Genomic DNA, 14817 nt, shown 5'->3' with positions numbered 1-14817 from the left:
TGCTGATGGGCAACGCGCTGATCATCAAGCCGTCCGAGCACACGAGTCTGTCGACGCTGCGCATCGGCGAGATTCTCGCCCCGCACATCCCGCCGGGGCTGATCCAGGTGCTCACCGGCGGCCGGCCGGTCGGCGAGGCCATCGTCGGCCACCGGGACATCAAGCGCATCACGCTGACCGGCGGCAAGAACGCCGCGCTGGCTTTCTACCGCATCGCGGCCGAGTCCGGGCACATCAAGGACTTCACTTTCGAGCTTGGCGGCAAGAACCCGATGGTGATCTACCCCGATGCGGACGCCGAGAAGGCCTTCACGTCCGCCGTGCACGGCATGAACTTCTACCAGACCGCCGGCCAGAGCTGCGGGTCTACCAGCCGCATCTTCATCCATCGGTCGCTGTACGAGGAGGCCAAGGCCGCCATCAAGACTGCCTGCGAGGCGATCCGCATCGGTGAGCCACAGGATCCGGACACGCTGATGGCGGGCCTGTCGACGCCGCAGCAGTTCGAAAAGACCATGCACTACATCGAGGTTTCGAAGCGCGAGGGCCTGCCGCTGCTGACCGGTGGCGCGCGCCTGACCACGCCGCCATTCGACAAGGGTTTCTACGTGCCGCCGACGGTGTTCTGCGATGTCACGCGCGAGCACACGCTGTTCCGCGAGGAGGTGTTCGGGCCAGTGCTGGCGCTGATCCCGTGGGATGACGAGGCGCAGATGCTCGCCGACATCAACGCCGTCAAGTACGGCCTCACCGCGAGCGTGTGGACGGCCAGCCTCGACACGGCGATGGAATTCGCGCGCCGGGTCGACTCCGGTACGGTGTGGATCAACGGCTCGTCGAAGCACTTCCCGGGCTTCGGCTTCGCCGGCCAGAAGGACTCAGGGCTCGGACAGGAAGAAACGCTGGAGGAGCTGGTGTCATTCACGCAGCTGAAGGCCGTGCATTACTTCGGCGCCGAGGGGCGCAAAAACGTGGAGATTCGCCTGATATGAAAGCCAAGGCTCTGGTGTGCGCCGCCTACAAGGAACCGCTCGAAGTCCGCGAGTTCGACGTGCCGGAGCCGGAGCCCGGCGCTATCGTGGTCAAGATCGACCGCGCCACCATCTGCGGCACCGATCACCACGTGCACATGGGCCTGCTGCAGCCGGTGTCGAAGACGCCGGCCATCCTGGGCCACGAGATGGTCGGCATCATCGAAAAGCTCGGCGCCGGGCGCACGGTCGACGTGGCCGGCGCGCCGCTCGCCACCGGCGACCGGGTGATCTGGGCCTACGCCTACTGCGGCAAGTGCTATTACTGCGTGGTGGCGCACCAGCCGACGCTGTGCACCAACTTCACGCCCTACGGCTACGCCGATTGCGGCAAGGCGCCGCACCTGCTGGGCGGCTTTGCGCAGTACGCCTACATCCTGCCGGACTGCCACGTGGTGCGCGTGCCGGACGAGGTGCCGAGCCACTGGGCGTCGTCGGCGAGCTGCGCGCTGCGCACCATCATGCACGCCACGGCGCGCGCCGGCGGCATCCGCCCGGCGGAAACCGTGCTGGTGCAGGGCAGCGGGCCGGTGGGCCTGTACGGCGTGGCGGCGGCGCGCGCCTTCGGTGCCCGGCGGGTGATCTGCTTCGGCGCGCCGGACGGGCGCCTCGAAGTCGCCACCGCCTTCGGGGCGGACGCCGTGTGCAACATCGACAAGACCGATGCCAAACAGCGCGCGGAACTGGTGCGCAGCCTCACCGACGGCCGCGGCGCGGATCTGGTGTTCGAGTGCTCGGGCTCGCACCATGCACTCGAAGAGGCCATCGGCATCACGCGCATGGGCGGGCGCATCGTCGTGATCGGTGCGGGTGACCCGCAGCCGGCGCAGATCCCCGGCATGGCGTTTGTGATGAAGCAGATCAGCGTCCACGGCATCCGCTCGGCGGGCATCGAGTACTACCGCGAGGCGCTGGCGTTTCTGGCCGCGCAGAAGGACAGGTTCCCGTTCGAGCGGCTGTTCGGCGACACCTACAGCCTGGCGGAAATTCCGACCGCCATGGAGCGCATGCACCGGCTGGAGGAAATCAAGCCGGTGGTGGATCCGTTCAAGCAATAAGAAGGAGGGGGAGGGGAAGCATGCGGCCGCTATCCCCGTGCGGGCCCCGCACGGGGATAGCGGCCTTTTTTATTTCTTGAGGCTGCTCAGTTCCTGCGCCACCAACTGGTCGAGCGCCTCGAACATGCCCGCCTCACTGCCGGCGATGGTCCCGTCGATGCGGTACTTGCCGTTCACGATGAAGGCCGGCACACCCTCCAGGCCGTAGGCGGACGTCATCTGGTTGGCGCGTCGGACCTTGCCGTCGACGTCGAAGTCGTTGAACGCGGCGCGGAACGTTTCTGCCGGCACGCCAAGCGTTGCAAAAAACTCGGCGAGGCTGGCCTCGTCGTTCAGGTTCTTGCGGTCGCGGTGGATGGCGTCGAACAGCGCCCGGTGCTCCTTGTCGCCGAGTTTCAGGTGCTGCATGGCGTAATAGGCGCGCCCCAGCACCGCCCAGCGCGGATTGAAGATGGCGGGCATGCGCACAAACTCGACCTCGGCCGGCTGCTTCTTGAGCCAGCTGGCCACGCGCGGCTCGGCGTCGTAGCAGTGCGGGCAGCCGTACCAGAAAAACTCGATCACCTCGACCCGGGCCGGGTTACGCGTGGGCTGGGCTTGCGGCAGCGCCACCCAAGGCTCCGCAGTGGCGCCGCCGACCGCGAGCACGCCCAGCAGCAACGCAAACAAGCTCTTCAGGAGCGGTACGCGCATCGTCGATCCCCGACAGACGTCTATATCAGTGCAGCCCGGACACGTACTGGGACACGGCGTCGATTTCCGCCTTGCTCAGGCGCGCCGCGATGTCCCGCATGATGTTGTTCAGGTCCGTGCTGCGCTCGCCGCTCGCGTACAGGTTGAGCTGCTTGGCGATGTACTCCGGATGCTGACCGCCGAGCGCCGGCCAGCCGGCAGGCGCATTGCCCTTGCCGTCCGGGCCGTGGCAGGCCATGCAGGCCGGCACGGCGGTGTTGCTGTTGCCGGCGCGATACAGCTGTGCGCCGGCGGCGACCTTGTCGTCCGGCACGCTGCCGAGTTTCACCTTCTGTCCGGCATAAAACGCGGCCAGATCCTCGATGTCCTGATCACTCAGGTTGGCCGCCATCGGCGACATCACGGGATCCTTGCGCGTGCCGTCGCGCAGTGCCTTCAGCTGCGTCACCGTGTAGCTCGCATGCTGGCCGGCGATATTCGGGTACATGCCGACCGCGCTGTTGCCGTCAGTGCTGTGGCATGCCTGGCAGGGGGCCGACTTCTGCTGTCCGGCGGCGGCATCCCCCGCCGCCTGCGCGCCGCCCGCTACCGTCAGGGCGAACGCCACCACAATCCACTTGCCGCCTCGCATCCGCAGACTCCCGATATGCATACTGGTTGAAATTGGGTATCGATGTGCCGCGCCCGTCGTCGGGGGCGGCGCAAACGGGGCGGTATTCTAGCAGCACACTCACCGGCCATTCCCTGCCCGCGATGCGCGGCAGCGTGGCCGTTTGACCGGATTTTTCTGCCGCAGAGCGCCGATGACCGACTCCCTATCCAACCCGCTGAACGGGGCCCGCTTCTGGCGCTCGGCGACAACGCTCGATCACCTGCCGCCGGACGAGGGCGCCGAGGTCGCCTTCGCGGGACGATCCAATGCCGGCAAGTCCAGCGCGCTGAACACGCTCACCGGCCAGCGTTCGCTCGCGCGCGTCAGCAAGACGCCGGGGCGCACGCAGGAGTTGCTGTTCTTTCGCATCGACGACGCGCGCCGCCTGGTCGACCTGCCGGGCTACGGGTATGCCGCCACCTCCGCCGCCCGGCGCCGCGATTGGGGCGAGGTGATCCCGGACTATTTCGCCACCCGCCGAAGCCTGCGCGGGCTGCTGCTGTTCATGGACATACGCCACCCGTTGCAGGCGGGCGATCGTCAGCTCATCCAGGCGGCGGCGGAACTTGATTTGCCGGTGCAGCCGGTGCTGACCAAGGCCGACAAGCTGGCCCGCGGCGCGCTGCACAAGGCACTGCGCGAGGTGGCGAAGGAACTCGCAGGGCTATACTCGGTGCTGCCGCCGCTGCCGCTGTCGAACCTCAACGGCGATGGCGCGCAGGCCATTCGTGAACTCGTGCGGGCGTGGCTGGACGGCAGCGCAGCGGAAACCGCGGGCGCCGTCACAGCGCCCTGAGCGCCCCGAGCACGGCCCGGGCGTGGTCCTTGACCTTCACCTTGCGCCAGGCCGCGCGCAGCACGCCTGTGGCATCGATGAGAAACGTACTGCGCTCGATGCCGAGCACGGTCCGGCCGTACATGTTCTTCTCGCGAATCACGTCGTAGGCGCGGCAGGCGGTCTCGTCGGCATCCGACAGCAGGTCGAACGTGAAGCCCTGTTTGGCGCGGAACCTGTCGTGGCTCGTCACCGAGTCGCGACTCACGCCGAGGATCACCGCGCCCGGCGCCGTGAATTCACTCGTCAGCGCCTGAAAGTCCAGGCCCTCCTGGGTACAGCCGGGCGTGCTGTCCTTGGGGTAGAAGTACAGCACCACCGGATGCCCGCGCAGGTCGCCCAGGCTGACGGTGCGCCCGCCGCTCGCCGGCAGACTGAATGCGGGCGCGGGGGCGCCGATGGCGGGCTCGGTCATGAGGTTTTCCGCAGGTTCAATGGGGGTCGGGCGTCGGGCTGAGGTTGTCAGCCGGCGCGGCCGGTCAGTACCATACCCGACTTTTCCAGCCGGACTTTTGCATGATCCACGGCAGCGTTGTCGCCCTGGTCACCCCCATGACTGCGTCCGGGGCGATCGATCACGCGGCCCTGGCACGGCTGGTCGAGTTCCACATCGCGGCCGGCACGCACGGCATCGTGGCGGTCGGCACCACCGGCGAGTCGCCCACGCTGGACCACGACGAGCACATCGGCGTGATCGCCGAGGTGGTGCGTCTGGTCGAGGGACGCATCCCGGTCATCGGCGGCACCGGCGCCAATTCCACCAGCGAAGCGATCGAGCTCACGCGCGCGGCGGCCGACGCGGGCGTCGACGCGTGTCTGCTGGTGACGCCGTACTACAACAAGCCGCCGCAGGAAGGCCTGTACCGGCACTTTCGGGCCGTGGCCGAGGCGGTGGCGATTCCGCAGATTCTTTACAACGTGCCGGGGCGCACGGCGTGTGACCTCCAGACCGACACCGTCCTTCGCCTGGCCGAGATTCCGAACATCGTGGGCCTGAAGGATGCCACCGGCAGCCTGGAGCGTGGCGCGGAGTTGCTGCAACGGGTTCCGGCCGATTTCTGGCTGTTCAGCGGCGAGGACGCAATCGCTTGCGAACTCATGCTGCGCGGTTATCGCGGCGTGATTTCCGTGACCGCCAACGTGGCGCCCAAGGCCATGGCGGCGATGTGCGAAGCGGCGCTGGCCGGCAACCGCGAGCTCGCGCTGCGGCTCGACGCGCCGCTGCAGGCGCTGCACCGGGACCTGTTCGTCGAGGCCAACCCGATTCCGGTGAAGTGGGCGCTGACGGCGCTCGAACTGATCGAGCCCGGCATCCGCCTGCCGCTGACGCCGTTGTCAGTCGCCTATCACGACACGCTCCGCGCCGCCTTGCGCGCGGCTTCCCTTCTGTGAGTTCGCGAGGCTTCATGCAGTTTTCCGGTCGCTCGTCCCGTGCCCTGATCGCAACGCTTCTGGTGCCCCTGTTGGGTGGCTGTGGGGCGTTCTCGGGCCTGCTCAGTCACGACCCGCAGGAGCAGCAGTACGGGCAGGCCGAGGCGCTGCCGCCACTCGAAATGCCGCCGGATCTCACCGGCGCGGGTGGCTCGTCGGCGCTGGTCGTGCCGGGTGTCGACGACGGTGCCGCCGGCGCGCGGGCGGCCGACGGGGAGGGCGCGGGCGCAGCGCCGCCACCCGAGCAGCTGGCAGGTGACGCGGGCGTTCAACAGCCGGCGGTCGCCCGCATCGAAAAAGGCACCGAGGGCGCGCCGCGCCTGGTGGTGCCGGAAGACTTCTCGCGCGCGTGGCGCACCGTCGGCAAGGCCATCGAGGCGGCCGAGATGAAGGTGGACGACCGCGACCGGTCGCGCGGCCTGTACTTCGTCGACTACAAGCACAGCAAGCCGCGTGGGCGCGTGGCGCGCACGCTGATGTTCTGGAGCAGCGACGAGACGAGCGCCAGGGACCGCTTCCTGGTGCTGCTGCAATCCGAAGGCGAGCAGACCAACGTGCTGGTGTTCGACGAGAAGGAAAAGCTGGTCACGGCGCCGATCGCCGAGGACATCCTGCGCAAGATTCAGCAGAACCTCGACTAGCACTTCATGCGCTTTGCCTCGCTCGGCAGCGGCAGTCGGGGCAATGCCACCGTCGTGCAGGCGGGTGCGACCACGCTGCTGATCGACTGCGGGTTCGGGCTCGCGGAAACGCGCCGGCGCCTGGGGCGCGTCGATCTGGACCTGTCCGATGTGACGGCCATCCTGCTGACGCACGAGCACGGCGACCACGTGGCCGGCGTCGGCCCGGTTGCGCGGGCCGGTCGTCTGCCGGTGTGGGCTACGCCCGGCACGCTCGCGGCGCTTGCGCCGCAGGTGGGCGAATTGCCGCAGGTGCACAGCATCAACTGCCACGCGCCGTGGTCGATCGGCGACCTGCACATCACGCCGTTTCCGGTGCCGCATGACGGGCGCGAGAGCTGCCAGTACCTGCTGTCGGACGGTGCGCGGCGGTTTGCGGCGGTGACCGATCTCGGCCACACCACCGCGCACATGCAAAGCGTGCTCGCGGACTGCGATGGCCTGCTGTTCGAGTGCAATCACGACCGCGAGCTGTTGCTCGGTGGCCCGTACCCGCCGGCGCTCAAGCGGCGCGTGGACGGCGATTTCGGGCATCTGTCCAACGACGCGGCGGCGGCCTTCGTTGGGCGCCTGGGCAACCGGCGCCTGCAGCACTTCGTGGCGGCGCATCTGAGCGAGCAGAATAACCGCCCGGCTCTGGCCCGCGCCGCCATCGCCGATGCGCTCGGTTGCAGCGCGGCCTGGATCGGCGTCGCCGATCAGGATCTCGGCCTCGACTGGCGCGCGCTCGCCTGACGTTTTTCTCTCTCACACGGAATCCGCCCATGAGCTACCCGCACGGCGCCGAGCTGTACCGAGGCAAGGCCAAGACCGTCTACGCCACCGCCGACGTGGACCTGCTGCTCATGCACTATCGCGACGACACCTCCGCCTTCGACGGCGAGAAGAAGGCCGCGCTCGCCCGCAAGGGCCTGGTCAACAACCACATCAACGCCTTCATCATGGGCAAGCTGGCGGCGGCCGGCGTGCCGACGCATCTGGTGCGCGTGGTGGGGGCCGACGAGAGCCTGGTGCGCCGGCTCGACATGGTGCCGGTGGAGTGCGTGGTGCGTAACGTGGCCGCCGGCAGTCTCGTACGGCGGCTTGGCGTGACCGAAGGCCTCGCGCTCGACCCGCCGCTGTACGAGCTATTCCTGAAGAACGACGCGCTGCACGACCCCATGATCAGCGAGGACCACGCGCTCGCCTTCGGCTGGGCGAGCGCGCAGGACCTCGCGCGCATGCGCGAGCTGAGCCTCAAGGTGAACGCGGTGCTGAAGCCGCTGTTCGCCGCCTCCGGCATCACGCTGGTGGACTACAAGCTCGAATTCGGCCGCTGCGGCGGCGAGCTGCTGCTGGGCGACGAGTTCACGCCCGACGGCTGCCGGCTGTGGGATGCCGCCAGCGGCGAGCGGCTCGACAAGGACCGCTTCCGGCGTGATCTCGGCGGCGTGGTGGAAGCCTACGAGGAAGTCGCCCGGCGGCTCGGCGTGGACCTGCCGGCGGGGGGGTGAGCGTGACACAGCCTGCGTTCCTGACCGGCGCGCCGGCGCTCGGCGAATTTCGTCTCGCGCGCCTGCAGGACGCGCTCCGGGCGTGCCTGCCGGCGCTGACCGGCGTGCAGGCGGACGCCGTGTATCTGGCCGACCTGGGGGCCGACCTTGCCGGCGGCGTCGATCTCGACCGCCTGGCCGCGTTGCTGCCGGCCACGCCCGCGCCGCTGGTGCTGGCGCCGGGCGAGCTGCTGGTACTGCCGCGTCCGGGCACGCAGACGCCCTGGTCCAGCAAGGCGACTGACATCGCCGCCGTGTGCGGTCTCGCCGGCGTGCGGCGCGTGGAGCACGGCGTGCGCTATCGCCTGACGTTTGCCGACAGCGTGCCCGACGCCGCGCAGCTTGCCGCCGCGGCGCCGCTGCTGCACGACCGTATGACCGAGGTCGTGATCGCCGACGCCGCGCAGGCCGCGCGTCTGTTCGAGGCGCCGGCACCGGCGCCACCGGTGGAGGTTGATCTGGCCGGCGGCGGGCGGGCGGCGCTCGAAGGCGCCAACCGTGACTGGGGCCTCGCGCTGTCGGCCGACGAGCTCGATTACCTCGAACGCTGGTTCGCGCGCCTGGGTCGCAACCCGAGCGACGTCGAACTCATGATGTTCGCGCAGGTCAACTCCGAGCACTGCCGGCACAAGATTTTCAACGCCGAGTGGCTCATCGACGGCGTGGCGCAGGAACTGTCGCTGTTCGAGATGATCCGCCACACGCATCGCCGCAGCCCGCAGGGCACGCTGGTGGCCTACAAGGACAACGCCGCGGTGCTGGAAGGCTCGCCGGCGCGGCTGCTGGTGGTCGATCCCGACACGCGCGAATACCGGCCGCTCGAAACGTACGCGCACATCCTGGCCAAGGTGGAGACGCACAACCACCCGACGGCGATCGCGCCGTTCCCGGGTGCCGCCACCGGTGCGGGTGGCGAGATTCGCGACGAGGCCGCCACCGGGCGCGGCGCCTTCACGAAGGCGGGCCTGGCGGGTTTCATGGTGTCGAACCTTGAACTGCCGGAGCTGCCGCAACCCTGGGAGCAGCCCTACGGCCGCCCGGAGCGCATCGTGAGCGCGCTCGACATCATGATCGAGGGCCCGATCGGCGCTGCTGCGTTCAACAACGAATTCGGCCGCCCGAACCTCGCCGGGTTTTTCCGCACTTACCAGCAGACTGTCGGTGGGCGCGTTCGCGGCTACCACAAGCCGATCATGCTGGCCGGCGGCATGGGCAACATCGTGCCGCAGCAGGTGCACAAGGAGCTGCCGCCGGTGGGCGGGCTCGTGGTGCAGCTCGGCGGGCCCGGCATGCGCATCGGCATCGGCGGCGGCGCGGCGTCGTCCTTGGGCGTTGGCGACAACACGGCGGAACTCGACTTCAACTCCGTGCAGCGCGGCAATCCCGAAATGCAGCGCCGCGCGCAGGAAGTGATCGACCGCTGCTGGCAGCTTGGCGCGGGCAATCCCATCCTCGCCATCCACGACGTCGGCGCCGGCGGGCTCTCGAACGCCGTGCCGGAAATCGTCGATGCCGACGGCCGCGGCGGCGTGTTCGACCTCGCCGCCGTGCCGAGTGCGGACCCCAGCCTGTCGCCGCTGGAACGCTGGTGCAACGAGGCGCAGGAGCGCTACGTGCTGGTGATCGGCGCCGACCGGCGCGAGCAGTTCGCCGCCATCTGCGCGCGCGAGCGCTGCCCGTTCGCGGTGCTGGGCACGGTGGCGAGCGACGGCGGCCTGCGCCTGTACGACCATCGTGACGGCCGCACGCTGGTGGACGTCGAGCTGCATTCGCTGCTCGGTCAGGGCGCCGCGGCGCCATCCACACCGACGCAGACCGGCCACGACCGCCTGCCGCGCCTGCGCCGCGACGTGCGCACGCTGCCGCCGACGCCGGTGCCGTTCGACCTCGACGCCGTGGACATCGCCGACGCCGCCCGGCGCGTGCTGCAACTACCGGCGGTGGCCGACAAGCGCTTCCTCATCACCATTGGCGATCGCACCGTCGGCGGGCGCACGGCGCGCGACCAGTTGGTCGGCCCCTGGCAGGTGGCGGTGGCGGACGTGGCGGTGACGGTGTCCGACCACTGCGGCCACACCGGCGAGGCGATGGCGATCGGCGAGCGCACGCCGGTGGCGCTGCTCGACCCGGCGGCCGGGGCGCGCCTGGCCGTCGCCGAGGCGATCACCAACATCGCCGCCGCCGACGTGGCCGATCTGCCCGCCATCAAGCTGTCCGCCAACTGGATGGCCGCAGCCGGCGAGCCCGGCGAGGACGCGGCGCTGTACGCCGCCGTGCGCGCGGTGGGCATGGAGCTGTGCCCGGCACTCGGCATCGCCATCCCGGTCGGCAAGGACTCGCTGTCCATGAAGACCACCTGGCGCGATGCCGACGGCACGGACAAGGCCGTGGTGTCGCCTGTGTCGCTGGTAGTGACCGCGTTCGCGCCGGTCGGTGACGCGCGCGCCACGCTCACGCCGCAGTTGCGTCTCGACGCCGGCGACAGCCGCCTGCTGCTGATCGACCTTGGCGCCGGGCGCGGGCGCCTGGGCGGCAGCGCGCTCGCGCAGGTGCTGGGCGCCACCGGCTCCACGCCGCCGGACCTCGACCACCCGGCACTGTTGGCCGGCCTGTTCCGCTTTGTGCGCCAGGCGGCCGGCCGCGGCTGGCTGCTGGCCTACCACGACCGCTCCGACGGCGGCCTGTGGGCGACGCTGTGCGAGATGGCGTTTGCCGGCCACTGCGGGCTCGACATCGATCTTGACCACGCCGGCGGCCACGCGCTGCGCGCGCTGTTCAACGAGGAAGTGGGCGCCGTGGTGCAGGTGCGCGCGGCGGATCTGGCCCGCGTGCAGGATCTGGCCGGCGCGTGCGGCATCCGCGACCTGCTGGTCGATGTCGGTGCGCCGCGTGCCGGCGGCGACATCACCGTGCGCCACGGCGGGCGGGTGCTCATCGACGCCCCGCGGGTCGAACTGCACCGGCTGTGGTCCGCCACCTCGCACGCCATCGCCCGCCGCCGCGACGATCCCGACTGCGCCGACGCGGAATACGACGCGCTGCTCGACGCGGACGATCCTGGCCTCACCGTGCACCTGCCGTTCGCCGTCCGCAGCGCGCGGCCAACCGGCGCGCGGCCGCGCGTTGCCATCCTGCGCGAGCAGGGCGTGAACGGCCAGCTCGAAATGGCAGCCGCGTTCGAGCGCGCCGGCTTCACGCCGGTCGACGTGCACATGAGCGACATCCTGGAGGGCCGGCGCACGCTCGACGAGTTCCGCGTGCTGGCGGCCTGTGGCGGCTTTTCCTACGGCGACGTGCTCGGCGCCGGGCGCGGCTGGGCGCAGGCGATTCTCGGTAACGCGCGGGCGCGCGCGCAGTTCGCGGCGTTCTTTGCGCGGCCGGACACGCTCACGCTCGGCGTGTGCAACGGCTGCCAGATGCTGTCGCAGCTCACGGAGCTGATTCCCGGCAGCGACGGCTGGCCGCGCTTCGTGCGCAACCGCTCGCAGCAGTTCGAGGCGCGTCTCGCGCTGGTCGAGGTGGTGGCGGGCCCGAGCGTGTGGCTGCGCGGCATGACCGGCGCACGGTTGCCCATCGTGGTGGCGCACGGCGAGGGCAGGGCGCAGTTCACCGGCGCGCCCACGCCGGCCGCGCTGCGCTACGTGGACGGCCACGGCGCGATCGCCGAGCGCTATCCCGCCAATCCCAATGGCTCCGTGGGCGGCGTGACCGGCTTCAGCTCGGCCGACGGCCGGGTGCTGATCGCCATGCCGCATCCGGAGCGATTGTTCCGCACCGTGCAGCACTCGTGGCACCCGGACGGTTGGGGCGAGGACGGGCCGTGGCTGCGGCTCTTCGACAACGCCTACGACTGGGTGGCGGCCGGCTGATCGCCTGAACCAATAGCCGGACCGAGTGTTTTCGCGCACAAAAAAAACCGGACCCGCCGCGAGGCGGGCCCGGTTTTCGTGCGTCGTCGGGTGAGGGGCGATCAGCCCATCAGGCCCTCGGCCTTCATCGTTTCCTGCACGGACGCACGACCCATGACGCGGCCGGCGAAGGCGCCGATGTTCGGATAGCCCGAGATGTCGAACTTCACGAACTGGCACCAGCCGAGGATGGTGGCGAGGTAGGCGTCCGCCACGGTGAAGGTGTCGCCCAGCAGGTACTGCTTGCCGGCCAGCTGGTCGTTCAGGTACGCCAGGCGCTTCTTGATGTTGGCGCTGGCGGCTTCCTTGGCCTCGGCGCTGGCGGCGGGGTTGAACAGCGGCGTGAAGTTCTTGTGCAGCTCGCTGGTGATGAAGTTCAGCATCTCCATCAGTCGGTAGCGTTCCATTGTGCCGGCCGCGGGCGCCAGGCCGCTGCCCGGCTTCTGGTCGGCGATGTACTGCATCACCACGCCGACCTCGGTCAGCACCTGCCCGTTGTCGAGCTTCAGCGCCGGCACGTAGCCCTTGGGGTTGATGCTGGCATAGTCGGCGCCGGACTCGGTCTTGCCGCCGCCCATGAGATCGACCTTTTCGAGGTCGAAGTTCAGTCCCGCTTCGCGCAGCGCAATGTGCGCGGCCATCGAACAGGCACCGGGGAAGTAATACAGCTTCATGGAACGCTCCTCATGATCGTCGATTCGAGGCCGCCGCGCGGCACGCGCGGCGGCAGACTGGAAAGGCAGGGCCGGCGCGTGGCGCGGTCCCCAGCTCCTCCAACCGAAAGGGTAACCCAGGCGTATGACGGGCGTGCTGCGTTGTCGGGCGGGTTTGCGCTTGGCTGATTCAGCGGCGGTGCTGATCGCCGGCTGCGGCGATCTTGGCCAGCGCGTGGGGCGTTTGCTGGTGGCGTCGGGCCGTCGCGTGATCGGCCTGCGCCGCCGCGCGGGTGGCTTGCCCATCGGGATCGAGCCGCTGAGCGTCGACCTGGCCGCCGCGGCGCCGTCCGTGCCGGCGGTCGACCAGGTGGTGTTCTGCGCGGCGCCGGATGCCGGCGACGCGGCGGCCTATCGGCGCGTGTACGAGACCGGCTGGGGCAATCTGCTGTCGGCGCTCGCCACGGCGCGCGAGCCACCGCGACGGGTGCTGCTGGTGACCAGCACGCGCCCCTACGCGCAGCGGGACGGGCAGTGGGTGGACGAAGATTCGCCAGTCACCCCGCACGACGCCCAGTCCGAAGCCCTGCTGCAAGCCGAAACCCGACTGCGCGACAGCGGCCTGCCGGGACTGGTTCTGCGCCCGGCGGGGCTGTACGGCGCGGGTGAGGGGCCACTGCTGCGTAGCCTGCGCGAAGGCCGGGCGACGATCCCGCCGGGGCCGTCGCGGTGGAGCAACCGCATGCATCGGGACGATGCGGCGCGCGCCATCGTGCACCTGCTGGCGCTCGCCGAGCCCGCACCGCTGTACCTCGGCGTCGATGGCGAGCCGACCGACCACGCCGCGCTGCTGCGCGAACTGGCGCAGTGGATCGGCGCGCCAGCGCCGGTCAGCACGGGTGCGCCGGCGGCAGGTGCGAACCGTCGTTGCAGCAACGCCCGCCTGCTGGCGAGCGGTTTTCGCTTTCTGTACCCGACCTGGCGGGAGGGCTACCGGGCGGTGCTTGGCTGATCGGGGCGTGGCGGCACGGCGTCAGTCGCTTGCAACCGGCGTGCTGGGCCACGGCAGCAGTTCCACCGTTACCACGGCACCAGCCGGCAAGTCGCCGCTGTCCGCCGGCAGTACCAGCAGGCAATTCGCCGCGGCGAGGCTGCTCATCACGTGCGAGCCCTGGGCACCGGCGCTGCGCACGCCAGGACGCCCCTCGGGCCCCAGTCCAACGATGCCGCGCTGAAAATCGAGCCGGCCGGGCGCCTTGTGCAGCGGTTCGAGCAGCGGCAGGTCGAACCGAAGTGGAGGCGGTGGCGTTTCGCCCTCCAGCAGCCGCAGCGCCGGGCGCACGAACTCGTGAAACGTGACCGCCGTCGACACCGGGTTGCCGGGCAGGCCGAAGAACCAGGTGTCGCCCAGGCGCCCGAAGGCCAGCGGCCGGCCAGGCTTCATGGCGATGCGCCAGAAGTGGATGTCGCCGAATTCGGCGAACACGTCGCGCACGTAGTCGGCGTCGCCCACCGACACGCCGCCGGAGCTGATCACCACGTCGGCCCGGTCGCGCGCGGCGGCAAACGCGGCCCTCACGGCGGCCGGGTCGTCCGCCACGATGCCCAGGTCCACCACCGTGGCGCCCAGCTCCTGCAGCATGGCGCGCAGCAGATAGCGGTTGCTGTCGTAAATGCCGCCCAGCCCAAGCGGCTGCCCGAGCGGCGTGAGCTCGTCGCCACTGGTGAACAGCGCCACGCGCGGGCGCCGGTGCACCGTGACCGTGGCCTGCCCGAGCGCCGCGGCGAGCGCAATCTGCGCCGGGCCGAGGCGACTGCCGGCCGGCAGCACGGCTTGCCCGCCGCGCACGTCCTCGCCGGGCGCGCGCACGTTGGCGCCGACGGGCACCGCGCGCTGCACGCGCACGCGGCCGTCAACCACCGTCGCCTGCTCCTGCATCACCACCGTGTCGGCGCCGTCCGGCAGGATGGCGCCGGTGAGAATGCGCACGCATTGGCCGTGGCCGAGCCGGCCGGCGAACGGATGCCCGGCGAGCGAGGTGCCGGCCAGCACAAGGCCGGCGCCAATGGCCGCCTCGGTATCGGCAACGGCGTAGGCGTAGCCGTCCATGGCGGAGTTCGGCCACGGCTGCAAGTCCATGCCGGCGATCAGCGGCAGCGCCAGCACGCGGCCAAGCGCGTCTTCCAGCGTCACCGTCTCACTGCCGGGTAGCGGCGTCACCGTGCCCAGCACCTGCGCGAGCGCGGCCTCGAAACCAAGGCTCTCGGGCGTGCAGTCGGGCGGGGCAGGGCGGTCCATGGCGATTGATCCTGGCTTGTTAAGATGCCGGACCGCCATTTTAGT

Annotated in this window: 14 protein-coding genes; 9 read left to right on the top strand and 5 right to left on the bottom strand. The window is 70.1% G+C overall.

Features of this window, described 5'->3' with window-relative positions; all coding sequences use genetic code 11:
• Window positions 1-992: aldehyde dehydrogenase family protein (locus AB7F93_RS10940; RefSeq protein WP_428302941.1), on the top strand; the 992-nt coding region annotated here is incomplete at its 5' end.
• Complete coding sequence (locus AB7F93_RS10935) at window positions 989-2089, top strand: zinc-binding dehydrogenase (protein ID WP_428302940.1); 1101 nt, start codon at window positions 989-991, stop codon at window positions 2087-2089. The genes AB7F93_RS10940 and AB7F93_RS10935, both read left to right, overlap by 4 nt.
• 69 nt (window positions 2090-2158) lie before the next feature.
• Here AB7F93_RS10935 and AB7F93_RS10930 read toward each other — a convergent pair whose 3' ends face one another.
• Together AB7F93_RS10930 and AB7F93_RS10925 are read right to left on the bottom strand one after the other, a co-directional pair.
• Window positions 2159-2782, bottom strand: coding sequence for a thiol:disulfide interchange protein DsbA/DsbL (locus AB7F93_RS10930; protein WP_428302939.1), 624 nt, complete (start codon window positions 2780-2782; stop codon window positions 2159-2161).
• A gap of 25 nt (window positions 2783-2807) precedes the next feature.
• The gene (locus AB7F93_RS10925; protein ID WP_428302938.1) at window positions 2808-3413 is read right to left on the bottom strand and encodes a c-type cytochrome; all 606 of its coding nucleotides are present in this window, start codon (window positions 3411-3413) and stop codon (window positions 2808-2810) included.
• Between the two features lie 172 nt (window positions 3414-3585).
• Here AB7F93_RS10925 and yihA point away from each other — a divergent pair, with 172 nt between their 5' ends.
• Window positions 3586-4230, top strand: a complete 645-nt coding sequence (yihA, locus tag AB7F93_RS10920; RefSeq protein WP_428302937.1) for a ribosome biogenesis GTP-binding protein YihA/YsxC — start codon at window positions 3586-3588, stop codon at window positions 4228-4230.
• Here the strand turns inward: yihA and AB7F93_RS10915 are convergent.
• Window positions 4217-4684, bottom strand: a complete 468-nt coding sequence (locus AB7F93_RS10915) for a peroxiredoxin (RefSeq protein WP_428302936.1) — start codon at window positions 4682-4684, stop codon at window positions 4217-4219. The two genes, yihA and AB7F93_RS10915, sit on opposite strands and share 14 nt — an antisense overlap.
• Window positions 4685-4785: 101 nt before the next feature.
• Between AB7F93_RS10915 and dapA the strand changes: the two genes are divergently transcribed.
• From dapA to purL, 5 genes are read left to right on the top strand one after another with little or no spacing between them, the layout of a single operon-like run.
• Window positions 4786-5661: a 4-hydroxy-tetrahydrodipicolinate synthase gene (dapA, locus tag AB7F93_RS10910; protein ID WP_428302935.1), complete on the top strand. Its 876-nt coding sequence runs from the start codon at window positions 4786-4788 to the stop codon at window positions 5659-5661.
• A gap of 14 nt (window positions 5662-5675) precedes the next feature.
• On the top strand, window positions 5676-6341 hold the full coding sequence (gene bamC / locus AB7F93_RS10905; RefSeq protein ID WP_428302934.1) for an outer membrane protein assembly factor BamC: 666 nt from the start codon (window positions 5676-5678) through the stop codon (window positions 6339-6341).
• Between the two features lie 6 nt (window positions 6342-6347).
• On the top strand, window positions 6348-7115 hold the full coding sequence (locus tag AB7F93_RS10900) for an MBL fold metallo-hydrolase (RefSeq protein ID WP_428302933.1): 768 nt from the start codon (window positions 6348-6350) through the stop codon (window positions 7113-7115).
• A 29-nt stretch (window positions 7116-7144) separates the two neighbouring features.
• Window positions 7145-7873, top strand: coding sequence for a phosphoribosylaminoimidazolesuccinocarboxamide synthase (gene purC, locus AB7F93_RS10895; RefSeq protein ID WP_428302932.1), 729 nt, complete (start codon window positions 7145-7147; stop codon window positions 7871-7873).
• 2 nt (window positions 7874-7875) lie between these two features.
• Entirely contained in the window at window positions 7876-11781 is a 3906-nt protein-coding gene (gene purL / locus AB7F93_RS10890; RefSeq protein ID WP_428302931.1) for a phosphoribosylformylglycinamidine synthase, read from the top strand.
• Window positions 11782-11882: 101 nt separating this feature from the next.
• Here the strand turns inward: purL and gstA are convergent, their stop codons facing one another.
• The gene (gene gstA, locus AB7F93_RS10885; RefSeq protein WP_428302930.1) at window positions 11883-12494 is read right to left on the bottom strand and encodes a glutathione transferase GstA; all 612 of its coding nucleotides are present in this window, start codon (window positions 12492-12494) and stop codon (window positions 11883-11885) included.
• A gap of 160 nt (window positions 12495-12654) precedes the next feature.
• Here gstA and AB7F93_RS10880 point away from each other — a divergent pair, with 160 nt between their 5' ends.
• Window positions 12655-13485: an NAD-dependent epimerase/dehydratase family protein gene (locus tag AB7F93_RS10880; RefSeq protein WP_428302929.1), complete on the top strand. Its 831-nt coding sequence runs from the start codon at window positions 12655-12657 to the stop codon at window positions 13483-13485.
• Between the two features lie 21 nt (window positions 13486-13506).
• Here AB7F93_RS10880 and moeA read toward each other — a convergent pair whose 3' ends face one another.
• On the bottom strand, window positions 13507-14772 hold the full coding sequence (gene moeA, locus AB7F93_RS10875) for a molybdopterin molybdotransferase MoeA (protein WP_428302928.1): 1266 nt from the start codon (window positions 14770-14772) through the stop codon (window positions 13507-13509).
• Window positions 14773-14817: the final 45 nt, after the last annotated feature.

This window comes from Immundisolibacter sp. (assembly GCF_050250495.1).
Lineage (GTDB): Bacteria > Pseudomonadota > Gammaproteobacteria > Immundisolibacterales > Immundisolibacteraceae > Immundisolibacter.
The sequence above is the reverse complement of the archived record's forward strand: the minus strand, read 5'-3'. Positions and strand labels throughout refer to the sequence as shown.

Coding starts and splice junctions, on each gene's coding strand:
- AB7F93_RS10925 (WP_428302938.1), bottom strand. CDS start 3,413: ATGCGAGGCGGCAAGTGGATTGTGGTGGCGTTCGCCCTGACGGTAGCG.
- yihA (WP_428302937.1), top strand. CDS start 3,586: ATGACCGACTCCCTATCCAACCCGCTGAACGGGGCCCGCTTCTGGCGC.
- bamC (WP_428302934.1), top strand. CDS start 5,676: ATGCAGTTTTCCGGTCGCTCGTCCCGTGCCCTGATCGCAACGCTTCTG.
- moeA (WP_428302928.1), bottom strand. CDS start 14,772: ATGGACCGCCCTGCCCCGCCCGACTGCACGCCCGAGAGCCTTGGTTTC.
- AB7F93_RS10930 (WP_428302939.1), bottom strand. CDS start 2,782: ATGCGCGTACCGCTCCTGAAGAGCTTGTTTGCGTTGCTGCTGGGCGTG.
- AB7F93_RS10935 (WP_428302940.1), top strand. CDS start 989: ATGAAAGCCAAGGCTCTGGTGTGCGCCGCCTACAAGGAACCGCTCGAA.
- AB7F93_RS10900 (WP_428302933.1), top strand. CDS start 6,348: ATGCGCTTTGCCTCGCTCGGCAGCGGCAGTCGGGGCAATGCCACCGTC.
- AB7F93_RS10915 (WP_428302936.1), bottom strand. CDS start 4,684: ATGACCGAGCCCGCCATCGGCGCCCCCGCGCCCGCATTCAGTCTGCCG.
- dapA (WP_428302935.1), top strand. CDS start 4,786: ATGATCCACGGCAGCGTTGTCGCCCTGGTCACCCCCATGACTGCGTCC.
- purC (WP_428302932.1), top strand. CDS start 7,145: ATGAGCTACCCGCACGGCGCCGAGCTGTACCGAGGCAAGGCCAAGACC.
- gstA (WP_428302930.1), bottom strand. CDS start 12,494: ATGAAGCTGTATTACTTCCCCGGTGCCTGTTCGATGGCCGCGCACATT.